We start from the raw sequence: 11,982 nt of genomic DNA, 5'->3' as shown, positions 1-11,982 counted from the left end.
GGCGTGGTCGCTGAGTTCTGCAACAGGGATGTTTGTCCGCGATTCGAATCCTTGAGCCAGCGCACTCACGGTCCGGCGAAAGATCGGAGGCTAAGCCAAAAAATGTTTGTGGCGTTGCTGTGGCTGGTGCAATACACGTATTGATTGCGATCATTTCATAGCGCTGATGTCTCAATGATTAGATCAATGACCGACGACGAATGGGGAGCGGCGGTTCTCGAAATTTCGTCCACGCTGGCGGCGATTGACCGCAATGTCCGCTTTGGCGGGCTCCGCGAAAGCCTGCTCGAGGTTTGGAGGCTTATTGCATTGGCTCCCACGCCGATCAGGCAGACCTACGCGCAGGTTCGGGAATCGGAGATCCTCGCAGTTGCGGCTGAGTTCGAGCCGAATAAGCCGGATTGCGGCCTTTCTTTCGATAGCGTCGAGGACGTCAGGTCCGTCGTTATGCGGTTGGGCGGCTTCTTGCGCGCGCTTGAGACCGAGTTCATGAGCCTGGTCTTGGCAGCCGGCCTCGATCGACGAAAGAGTGGCTGGTCGGCGTCGCTCCAGAAGATGCCTATCTTGTGCCGATGAGCCGATTGACGTGGGGAAGCCCGAAGTCGCCCGATAAGGATATTCGTCCGTTCGATCAGCGCGGATTGACGAAGGTTCGCCTCATACCATCAACCGTAGACGGTGCATCGGTTAATCTCATTCGACGCGACCACGTGGATGAGCCCTCATCGGTCAGCACGAAAGTCTTTGGGGCGACAGTCTTCGCCGATCCCAAATTCAGCTGTACGGAAACGGAGACGACCTTTGTAGTCGATGCCGTGGAGCTTTCGAATCGTGATGCTGTGATCGCTAACGCATGTGCAGCCGCTCACGTCGATGGCTCTCTCGCATGTGTCTTCCCCGAGCTGATGATCGATCCCACCGCAAGGGCAATGATCGGCGACCTGCTGGCAAAGAAGCCCTGGGTGAAGGGCGATGTCCCGACATCTCCCAAATTCGTCGTTGCCGGCTCATGGCACGAGATGGAGGCTGGGAAGCTTTTCAATATAGCCACGGTCTTTAATGGCCACGGTAAGGTGCTTCTGCGCCACAAGAAGCGATATCCGTACACCGATCCAGATGGGCGGGCGGAGAAGATCCACTTCGGAAAAGAGTTCGCAATTCTGGTTCTGGACGACGCGCTTGTCGCTTTCGGCATTTGCCTCGATTTCTGCAATAGGTGCTTTAGTACCGTTTACGGTGAGCTGGACGTCGATTTCGTGATCGTCCCGTCTTGCGGCAATGCCGCGACCATGGAGGGGCATATTATTACTGCGAAAGACCTCCATCGTGCCCGGAAAGCCCGCTCTTTCGTGGTCCAGCAGGCCTATCCGCCTGTCGAGAATGGATCCGGTTTTGTTCTCAATCCGGACGGGAAACCCAAAGGTTGGGAGCCAGATTTGCTTCTTGTTGCCGCACCGGGAAGCACTTTCACGTGTTAGACGGTTTACGACGATTGACTTGCTGTTAGGAACCGCCATTGTAAAATGATGTAAATTGACCGTCTTGGATGTGCGAAATGACAGCGGAAGTCAGGGAGTTGGAGAATGCCCTGGACCGGGTCAGCAGGGGCGATGCAACGCCTGCTGAGGCGACGGCGACCATCCGCGGCGCCTTGCTAAATCAAACAGGACTTGAGGACCGCGTTTACGACGCTCTTCGGGATGTCATTTGGAACACGCTAACGGCGCGATCGTTTAGCGGCGAGCTTCCTCAATGGTTCGAGGTTTTTCAGCACGCGGCCGCCCTCATCCGTAACGGCTCTGCAGAGTTGGCTGAGCGAATTGAGGGGTACGCGGAGCTTCTTTCGCAGTCGTCGCGTTTTGCTCAATTCCAACCCGCTGACGAGTTGCCTAGTCGGAGGCACTCGAAAGCGGTCCTGAAAGCCATCGCGCAGGCCGGCAAGTCCATCAAGCGAAGCGTCCTGCTCAAGCTTGTGGGCCTAGCAGAGGCTAATCTATCTCGGGTGACTGGCGCGCTAGTCGCTCAAGGCTTTATCACGCGTTCGTCTTCGGGAAAGGAGGCGAATTTTGCGCTTACGCAGCTAGGCCTCCGCGCGGTCGAGCAACTTGATCTGCTCATCCAAAGCGCTGATCAGTCTAACGATTGGTGGTCCAACTCTCCATTCGCTCTCGCAGTATGGAGCGGCGAGGACAAACCAGTTGGCACCAATGCTGCCTTCCAACAACTAACAGGCAGTGAGCCGCAGCTGCCGCCATTTCCCGAGTGGAGTTTGGCCGTATCCAAGGCGGCTCGCGCCGAGCGACGGCTCACGCCTTCCACCTGGCACGTCAATACTGAAGAGAAGAAGTGGATCCAGTTCGTCGACCAGCGATCGCCGGACGGGACTTTAATCATTTTTGCCCAGGATGTTTCGGCTCGAATGGAAGCCGTTTTGGATCTTGAGAACCGGCTGGAGATAGCGGCGAAGGCGGAAGCAACCCTGCAGCGACAGCTAGCGGAGTCGGAGGAGCGACTGCGGGCCTACAGGATTGCGAACGCGCAGCTTCGCGATCAGGTCGCTAACGCCGCGGTTCGCTCGAACAATCGTCTGCGCCACTCAATTCAGGTTCTTGAGAATTCTGAAGCTTCGAGCGGCGTTCCCGAGGAGCTCCATCAGCTCGAGAGCGATCTTGGCGGCATCCAGCTTGCGATCAGGCATCTTCTCGATCCAGCTGACCTTGTTGAACCTGAGGACGCTCGACGCGAATGGCTCGATCCCAGGCAAGTCGTAAATGAGACAGTGCAGGCAGTTAGCGCTCTCAATCAAAAAGTTGAGGTGACGCTTGTTTTCGGTCGGACGGATAAGGTTCGCGCGCCTTCTTCTTCGATAAGGACTGCGCTCGGACAAATGTTGATCGGCGCTGCTGAGAGCGGTCAATCCAATCACTATACTTTGCATACCCGAGTGAGTGGATCGAAGTTTCTCGCCACCGTGAAGGGGCAGGCGACCCGCGCGCACGGGACAATCGATAAAGACGTCGTGGTCTACGGAGTTGGTAATTCAACAGGCGTCAGTTGCAGCCGCGTCGTTGCAGAGCGCCATGGAGGAGCTCTCATCATTGGGGGGGCTGGAGTCGATGATCTTTGCACTTTGTCCTTTCCTGTCGAGACAGGTCCTCTGCGAGGGATAATGAGACGGGGAAAGACAAAGCCGAAGGTTGGATTTCACAAAGTGTTTGAGGATCGATAGGCAATTTGATTGGCCTATAGAGAAGATCGTTCGAGCGAGCATGCTGTACTTGAATAACCCGCCGAGGCCATTCGTCTTCTCGACCTTTTCTTTGAGGTATTTGGCAAGCCGTTCCACGTACTCACCTTTGCCCTCGTCGCTCCGCAGTCCGGCCGTCATTCCAGGAGGTGCTTTGTAGGTCATATCCAGCGCTCGCACCGAGTCCAGACGCATTGGCAAGTTCACGCATGCCTGCATCGCCTTCGCTTGCGCTACAGGATCGTCGCGGTGCGTAGCGAGCTAAGCCGATAAAATGTCCCAGAAAAGGGTAACCTCCTGACTGGCTTATTCTAAGGGGTTTGCGCCGCTTTCGAGCCGGCCCAAATCACTAGAGCAAAGGAGCAAAAAGAGCGCGCGATCGGCTTTGTAACGAGCTCCCGCTCGCGTACGCTCCCAGCCTGACATAAGAATTTGTCCGGTTGCTGCGTTGACGGCCCATTTCCAACTGCTCCGTCCACGCTTTTTCAGCACGATCGCAAAATGTGCGAACCCGTCAAGACCTCGGCTACTCTGCGGAAATTCCGGCATGCCGGCGCCCCGAGGACTTTTGTTCAGGAGAGTAGTTTGCTGATTCCGCTCGATGTCGCCCACCATTCCGGAATGATCTCGCCCACCGTTCCGATTTGATCTCGCCCACCATTCCGAGATGATCTCGCCCACCATTCCGGGATGATGTCGCCCGGGGTATCGCAAGAGCGAACCCGGGGTGACGAGGCCTCTTCTGGCTCCGCTACGGTCCCGCCTTTCGGCTTTGCGAAGGGGGACCTGGATGCCGACGGAGAGGTTTGCGATGCGCCATGTGCGCGATGTGATCAGATTGAAGTCGGCCGGGATGCCGACCCGCGAGATTGCGCGGCGGGTGGGGACAGCGCCTTCGACGGTGCGGTTGACGATCCGCCGGTTCGAGGCGGCTGGGCTGACCTGGCCATTGCCCGACGACATCACCGACGCTGTGCTGGAAGCCCGGTTGTTCGCCAGCACGGGAGCCGGTCTCGGCACCCGGCGTGGCCATCGCCGGCAGGCGGAGCCGGACTGGGCGGCGGTGCACCGCGAGCTCCGGCGCAAGCACGTGACGCTGGCGATCCTGTGGGAGGAGTACATCGCCGGCGAACCCGGCGGGTATCGCTATTCGCGGTTCTGCGAGCTCTACCGGGCCTGGGAAGGCCGGCTGTCGGTGACGATGCGCCAGTCGCATGCAGCCGGCGACAAGCTGTTCGTCGATTATGCGGGCGACGGCGTGCCGGTGGTGATCCACCGGTTCACCGGCGAGCGGCGAGTTGCGCAGATCTTCGTCGCGGTGCTCGGCGCATCGAGCTTCACCTACGCGCAGGCGACCTGGACGCAGGGGCTCGCCGACTGGATCGATGGCCATGTCGGCGCCTTCGAGGCGATCGGCGGCGTGCCGGCACTGCTGGTGCCGGACAACACCAAGGTCGCCGTGATCAAGGCCTGCCTGTACGATCCGCAGATCAACCGCAGCTACGCCGACATGGCGGCGCATTACGGCACCGCCATTCTGCCGGCCAGGCCACGGCGGCCCCGGGACAAGGCGAAGGTCGAGCAGGCGGTCCTCATGGTCGAGCGCTGGCTGCTCGGACGGCTGCGCCATCGGACCTTCCACAGCCTCGCCGAGGTCAACGCGGCGATCGCCGAGTTAATGACCCGGCTCAACGAGGAGCGACCGATCCGGCGGCTCGGCGTGACCCGCCGCAAGCTGCTGGAGGAGATCGACCGGCCGGCACTCAGGGTCTTGCCGGAGAGCCCTTACGTGTTCGCCGAGTGGCGGATCTGCCGGGTCAGCATCGATTATCACGTCGAGGTCGAGGCGCATTATTACAGCGTTCCGCATCGCTTCGTCCGCGCCGAGGTCGAGGTGCGCTTCACGGCTCGCACCGTCGAGATATTCCACAAGGGTGAGCGGATCGCCGCGCATCAGCGCATGAGCGGCAACCACAAGCACACCACCCTGCCGGAACACATGGCGTCCAGTCATCGGCGCTACGCCGGCTGGACCATCGAGCGCATCCGCAAGGATGCCGCCTCGATCGGATCGGCCACCGCGGCGCTGTGCAACCTGATCCTCGATGAACGCACGCACCCCGAGCAGGGCTTCCGCGCCTGCCTCGGCATCATCCGGCTCGCCAGATCCTACGGGCAAGAGCGGCTCGATGCCGCCGCCCTGCGGGCGATCGATATTGGCGCACGCACCTACGGCTCGGTCAAATCGATCCTTGCCAACAATCTCGATCGGCGTCCTTCCCCCAAGCGCTCCGCGGACGACGCGCCGATCCTTCATCCCAACATCCGCGGGCCGCGCTACTACAATTAGGAGATCACATTGCTCACGCATCCGACCCTCGATCAACTCTACGCGCTCGGCCTGCATGGCATGGCCAAGGCCTTCGCCGACATCGAAGCCGGCGGCGAGGCCGCAAGCCTCGGCCACGCCGAATGGCTTGCGCTGCTGCTCGAACGCGAAGCGTCATTACGACGCGACAAGCGGCTCTCGAAGCGGCTGCAATACGCCAAGCTGCGTCAGCAGGCCTGCGTCGAGGACATCGACTATCGCACCCCGCGTGGCCTCGACCGCAGCCTGCTGACGATGCTGGTTGAAGGGCAATGGATCGACGACCACGCCAACCTTTTGATCTGCGGACCCTCCGGCGTTGGCAAGAGCTGGCTCGCCTCGGCGCTCGGCAACAAGGCCTGCCGCGACAATCGCTCCGTGCTTTATCAGCGCGTCCCGCGGCTGTTTAGCGATCTCGCTTTGGCGCGCGGCGACGGCCGCCATCCCCGGTTTGCTGCGCGCGCTCGGCCGTGTCGATCTCCTCATCCTCGACGACTGGGGCCTCGAGCCACTCGACGCCGCAGCCCGCCACGACCTGCTGGAGATCCTCGAGGACCGCTACGGCCACCGCTCCACCATCGTCACCAGTCAGCTCCCCGTCGGCCAATGGCACGCGCTGATCGGCGATCCCACCTACGCCGACGCCGTCCTCGACCGCCTGGTCCACAATGCTCACCGGATCGATCTCAACGGCGAGAGCCTGCGGCGAACCCGTAAGCCCGGCCGAAAGACCTGAGCCCGTGGCACTGTGGACATGCCGCTGCGCTTGGACAACGCGAAGGGCGTTGCCCACATGCCCACAGCAAGAGCAGCAAAAAACAAGTCCTTCGAGCCGCGATTCAAGATTGACCACGCGGCTTCGTCGATGCCAGAAACCAGACAGCCAGAACGCCTCGCGCCCCGGGCGACATCAAATCGGAATGGTGGGCGAGATCATCTCGGAATCCTGGGCGAGATCAAATCGGTACACCCGGGCGAGATCATCGGAATCCGCAAGTAGTTTATGAGACGATCTGTTCGGGCAAGGTCGACCTTTGCAGACGATCCGGCGTCGCTGCAGCACGCTCCGATCCGCTGCTGCACCGCACTCGTGAATCTTGGCCACTTCACTCAATGACATCACGCACTTCTTCGGCTAATCATTGTTACAGTTCGGCTTTTTGGCTGTTCGAGCCGACCATGGTGGAGGATAGTCTCGCCGCAAATGCAGAGCGGGACGCACCGTCGCCCTTGCGCTGCGCCCTGAGCTCCAGCTAGGCGTTCAGGGCCGCGGCCTTCGCTCAACGTGACTCAACAAGGAGGGCGCTCAAACAACATCCGAATTTGCCGGGTTTAACCGCAACCGGACAGTTCAAAAGCCCCGGCACTGAGCCGCATCTAAGATGGATTAAGGACTTGCCGCTTATTCCCGCTCTGCTGTAGAATCTTCTTCGTGTGAGGATTTCGAGGGAATAGTTTCCGTCCAACTCCAGATTTGCAAATTCATTGAAAAATCAGTGGGGGACATTGCGATGGCTAAGTCTTCCGTTTCCCGTGATGCCTTTCGTGGCCTGTTCGCCTTTTATGCGGCCAAGGCCCACCATGATCATAACGGTGCCGCCGAAGGCCGGCTCCTGAAACTGTTTGGATCAAGCGACGACATTCCCGATGGGCTGCTGGAGTTGTGGTCATCACGGGCCGAGCTGATTGGCTCTGAGGCCGTGGGCAACCTAATGTCACCACTGGCTCATCAGATCCTGGACGGCCGCGCACAATATAATCACGCCAGCGACTTCTGCATCGATTGTTGCGAGAGTTGGACCGAGACGTCCATTAACCGCCTAGCGAGAATGTCGCCTCTCGGATCGTTGGGGTATCCGGGCTAGCTCGGCGGCGAGACGGTCCTTTATTCAAGATAGATGGTCGCTTCGATTCTTACTCGACGTTGCACCTCGAAGACAGCAACGAGCTGATCTTTCTCCCAAAGCTCAACGTCGTGCTTCGCCATACCTTTGCTCGGCTCGACATTTCGCAGACTGCTCATCGATGCAGTCGAGCTTCGCGGCGCAGATCACTCGCCGGCTGCAGTCCATCACGAACACTCTGTGCCGCATGATGAACCACCCAAAGGAGACGCCATCGTACTCGAATGTTCGTTGAAGGCTGCGTCAAAGTAAGCGCAGGCGTGCGGAACATTTGTACTTGTGGTAATTCGGCTCTACCAGCGCTGGAACTCACGCTGCTCGCGCTTCAGGAGCGGAATCTCACCGCGTGTCGCAGCGAGCGGCTCGAGCTCAATATCGAGAGCATGCCTAGCACGATTAGCAGTACGGCGACCAAAGTTGCCGTCCGGCTCGCCGCCTCGTTACTAGCCTCCGCGAGGCGCACGCCCGTCGTAATGTTCGGCGGTCCTGACGAAGTTGCCACATCGTTTGGCGGCGCCGCCGCGAGAAGTTGCTCAACATCGATTTGGCTGGGCGGGGGCCGGCGACTGTTCTGAGCGATGAGAGCTGCCGATGTCAGAGCAGTGCTTGTACCGAGATCAGGGTCAGCATCAGCTGTCTTGAGCTCTGGCCGAGGCGGCTGAGAAGGCAAGCCCGGTGTGGAGCGCAGCAACTCCGCGCGCGCATCGAGTATTCCGCTCTGCCTGGGCCGCGCGGTCCCGCTCTCGTCCAAACTGGCAGTGGTAGCTTTGGGCGCGCGACGAGCGATCTTCTTGACCTTTGCGGCAGCCTCGGTCAGGAACCAGCATTTGCGGTGCCCCTCCAGTCGATAGACCCAATGTTGGCCGTCGGGAGCCGAGTTGCCAGGGCGTCCCACGCATTCTGCTTGCGGCGGAGAGCTCACCGAAGGTTGGGCTGCAGCAGTATTGAGGAGATCGGTGAGAGGATTGGAGGACGCAGGCGCCGTCGAAAGAATTTCAATAAGAACGAGACTGACGAAGCACAATCGCAAATAGCCGGACATCGAAAACTCCCGGTGTTGCGCCCACCCGGGATGACCCTTCGCGCCGACCTAGGCAGCCATGGGGCCCAAATCCGGCGGCGCGATGGATTCATTGTGCTCGTGCCACCAGATCCGGGTGCGGATGCTAGGCCGGACCAGCCCCTCAAGGTTGCAAAATACAGTCCCGCCGTCATTTGGCCGAGCTTCCGGCGTGAGCGCCAGACGCCATGCGTTCGGGAGAGCCGATCTACCTCTTCAATGGTAAAAGCGCATGGCCGGTCGGTTTCGGCGGTCTCGTTTGAGGTCAAGCAACGTCGCGCCCGTTGTGCGTCGCTAACGCCCTGACTACGAGCGTACATCTCGGCATAGCTGTCGACTATTTAGTATCTGACCTCGCTGCATGATATGCGTTGTGTGCCTGTGGTGACGCGAAGCGAACGCTTCCGAGACCCCAGCGGGTTCAGCAGCAACGCAACAATGGCCTCCGCGCGTACGATCATTTCCCCGCCCGTTGCATTCCATCTGCTTCGTACAGAGAGCAGGTCTGAGTCGCGCACACGACGCAAATTAAGAATTGCGCGCTGGTCAAAGTGCCGAGAAACTGTTGCTCAAAGGTGAACTGTGGCTGCAGCACCGGCGAGAAGCGGGAGAAAAATATCGACGATCGTGAGCACGCGGCTTGATAGTATCTGACATTTACGTGCTTCACATTGTTGAGGTGAGTAAGAGAGAGCGATCGAGAGAAAGATAAATCCCGGCTTATGTCCTGAAATCCGACGTGCCCTTCAGTGTCGTGTCGCTCATCGTCAGGCAAAATCGCCAGCCGGAATTTGCCGCTTTCAGTCCGAGAGCGCAAAGACGCCTTGTTGTCTCAGAGGAGCGATATGTCGGCGCTCTGTTTCTATTATCCACTCAACTGCCACAAAGCCAAATGGCACGCTTTCCGTAGGAAAAGTCTACGTCTCCATGCAGAACCAAAGGCAGGTTACCCCGGGACACCTGCATTCGTGCCAAGTGCAAATTTGGAAAATCGAGGGATTAAGTCCGTTGTTAAACTGCATCGGAAGTTGCAACATCCGCGTTTTGCCCTTCCGCCGCTAGTCGAAGGCTGAGAGCAGTGATCAGCTGATGAAACAAAGTCGCTGACTGAACAAGTCGCAAAAATATGATTGCGAACCCGTTGAAGTGGCTGTCTCTGTGATATACATCTATAGGTAGATTTCGCTTTCGGGGCGGCAGGTACTATCCGCTTGCGAGTGCATGCCGCGAACCAGTTCCAACCTTCGTCGTGCGCATGATGCCGTGCAGGATGGAGGCAGGAGGCAGTCGTTGTTCGAGGATTTTCCAAGCATGAGTTCTGAGACGACGCGAACGTCGCGCGAGCTCAAAAAGAAAGCTGGTTTCGTTTCATCGACTGGACATGGATTGCGTCTATGATCGGCACTGTTGATCAGGCTGCAAATCGATCTGCTGGCCTCATATGCGAGTGTCCTTCGATGAGAACGGCACGAGGCGTGTCGATACGCAAACGGAGTCGGATTCTTAGATGCTGGTGGTGTGTATCGGAATTGCGGCGCGGTGACCCACGCTCACATAATTCGAGTGTGCAGCATCAAGATGGTTTTGCCAGGTTTGTCGCCAGACGCGACCACCACTGAACCTGTTTAGACATCTACAGAAAGAGGCGTCGTCATGAGTGGAACAATGGCTGTTGAAGATGTCATTCCGCGAGCAGACATCGTCAAGCACGCGGAGCGGCTTGGTGCCGAAATCAAGAACATTGCGCTGTCGGACGATTTACCTGACGATGTCATCGTAGCGCTCAGGCGGCTTCTGCTAGAGTATAAGGTCATCTTCTTCCGTGACCAGGGACATCTCGACGATGCACAGCAGCAGCGTTTTGTGCTCCGGCTCGGCTCGCTGATACTGAATCCCACAATCGCGGACACAATGGGCGGTTTAACGATCCGGCAGGAGCTGTCTGATCCCGCCTGCAGTCATCTCAACCAGATGAACGATGAGCGGGTCCGCACAGCCATTTCGGTGCTTCGGCTCGCAGCGGTCCCGCCTTTTGGCGGCGACATTGCTTGGTCGAGCAGGGCGGCCGCTTATCTTGATCTTCCCCATCCCTTGCGGATGCTCGCCGATAACCTCTGGGCTGTGAGCTTCGTCGCATCTGATCTCACTGCGACAGAGAGGGCCGCCGAAGCCAACAAGCGGCCTTGGTGGGGCGTATCCACTGCAACGATCTACGAAACGACACATCCGATTGTTCGTGTTCATCCCGAGACCGGCGAACGCATGCTATCGCTCGGTCGTTCTGTGAACAACTTCGTCGGCCTGCAGCGCTATCCCAGCCAAAAACTGTTTGAACGGCTGCAATCCTATCTCATTGCGCCCCGGAACACCCTGTGCTGGAACTGGAAATCAGGCGACGTCGTAATCTGGGACAATCGCGCCACGGAGCCGTATCCTGTCGGCAAATCCAGCAGCCCTCATTGGATGATGGATCAGCTTGCGATGGACGCCCGCGTACCGCACGTGAAGAGGCCAAAATCAAGGGCGGCAAAGGCTGCCTGACATCATCGGCACCTCCCGGATCACGTCAACGCCTGGAGACCCAAGACTAAGTTGCGGCCCTGTAATGTCGAGCAGAGCGGCCCGTCTTATGCGCGAGGACCGGCTAACGGGCGCAACTGCCACCTGCTAGGATTCTTCCAGGCGCAACAGCATCAATCTTCAGGCATCGTCTCTGCTCGGCGGTCAAACCGATGACGCTGTATTTTTGATGATCTGATGCATCCGTTGGCTCTCGCTCGTCGAGCTGCATCCCCTTGATCGTATCGGGATAGTCAGGTCCGGCGTAGCTCACACCCAATTCAGAGCATATTCGCCACCATCTCGCGACGCGTCGGATGGCCTTGATCCACAGCGCCCGCGTCGGCTGAAACTATCCCGCTCGAGATGTGCCTGCGTCTTAGTTGTCCCATAAACAAACCGTCGGTCGAGCCTTTCCAGTAGCCCCTGAATTGCGGCACTGCATGGGAGCCACACCCTTCCGATCTTCGTCCAGCGCAAAGGTCCCACCCTCGAGGCGAACACCAGCTTGATCCTCCAACCGAAAGCTCTGGAGGACGCATATGCGCCCATGCTCGTGCGCAGCAGGATAGCAAAGTCCCTCCATACCTCGCGGACTCCCGGTTGGGGCGCTGCCATCACCCGAACCGTACCGTCGACCCAAACAGGCTCTTCGAAAACGTCGGGTTCAAGCGGTCGTCGGTAGGTTTACGCGAGCGGCGCGACCTCATTTCGAAGAATGCTCGGCCTTATAACAGGCCGCTCCGATGGAGCGCTAAGAGGAAGCTTGCTGGGGCCACATCGGTTGGAGCAGGAGATCGGAACCGTCCGCTGTAGATCGATGAAGCACGTGGGCCGCTCCGGC

General features: G+C 58.8%; 6 protein-coding genes and 1 pseudogene. All 7 read left to right on the top strand.

The window, feature by feature from the left end; all coding sequences use genetic code 11:
• Positions 1-186: 186 nt before the first annotated feature.
• The 7 genes and pseudogenes from ACVWY3_RS24120 (at position 187) to ACVWY3_RS24090 (ending at position 11,120) form a co-directional block, all read left to right on the top strand.
• Positions 187-576 (top strand): hypothetical protein, encoded by a 390-nt coding sequence (locus ACVWY3_RS24120; RefSeq protein ID WP_456840685.1) that lies wholly within the window; start codon positions 187-189, stop codon positions 574-576.
• The gene (locus ACVWY3_RS24115; RefSeq protein WP_456840684.1) at positions 573-1,478 is read left to right on the top strand and encodes a hypothetical protein; all 906 of its coding nucleotides are present in this window, start codon (positions 573-575) and stop codon (positions 1,476-1,478) included. The genes ACVWY3_RS24120 and ACVWY3_RS24115 overlap by 4 nt, the downstream gene beginning before the upstream one ends.
• 77 nt (positions 1,479-1,555) lie before the next feature.
• Positions 1,556-3,229, top strand: a complete 1,674-nt coding sequence (locus ACVWY3_RS24110) for a hypothetical protein (RefSeq protein WP_456840683.1) — start codon at positions 1,556-1,558, stop codon at positions 3,227-3,229.
• Positions 3,230-4,058: 829 nt separating this feature from the next.
• Positions 4,059-5,597 (top strand): IS21 family transposase, encoded by a 1,539-nt coding sequence (gene istA / locus ACVWY3_RS24105; protein ID WP_456843444.1) that lies wholly within the window; start codon positions 4,059-4,061, stop codon positions 5,595-5,597.
• A 9-nt stretch (positions 5,598-5,606) separates the two neighbouring features.
• Positions 5,607-6,351, top strand: a pseudogene (gene istB, locus ACVWY3_RS24100) (IS21-like element helper ATPase IstB).
• 775 nt (positions 6,352-7,126) lie between these two features.
• Complete coding sequence (locus ACVWY3_RS24095) at positions 7,127-7,480, top strand: hypothetical protein (protein WP_456840682.1); 354 nt, start codon at positions 7,127-7,129, stop codon at positions 7,478-7,480.
• 2,764 nt (positions 7,481-10,244) lie between these two features.
• Complete coding sequence (locus ACVWY3_RS24090; protein WP_456840681.1) at positions 10,245-11,120, top strand: TauD/TfdA dioxygenase family protein; 876 nt, start codon at positions 10,245-10,247, stop codon at positions 11,118-11,120.
• Positions 11,121-11,982: the final 862 nt, after the last annotated feature.

The organism is Bradyrhizobium sp. USDA 4486 (assembly GCF_054057995.1).
The sequence above is the reverse complement of the archived record's forward strand: the minus strand, read 5'-3'. Positions and strand labels throughout refer to the sequence as shown.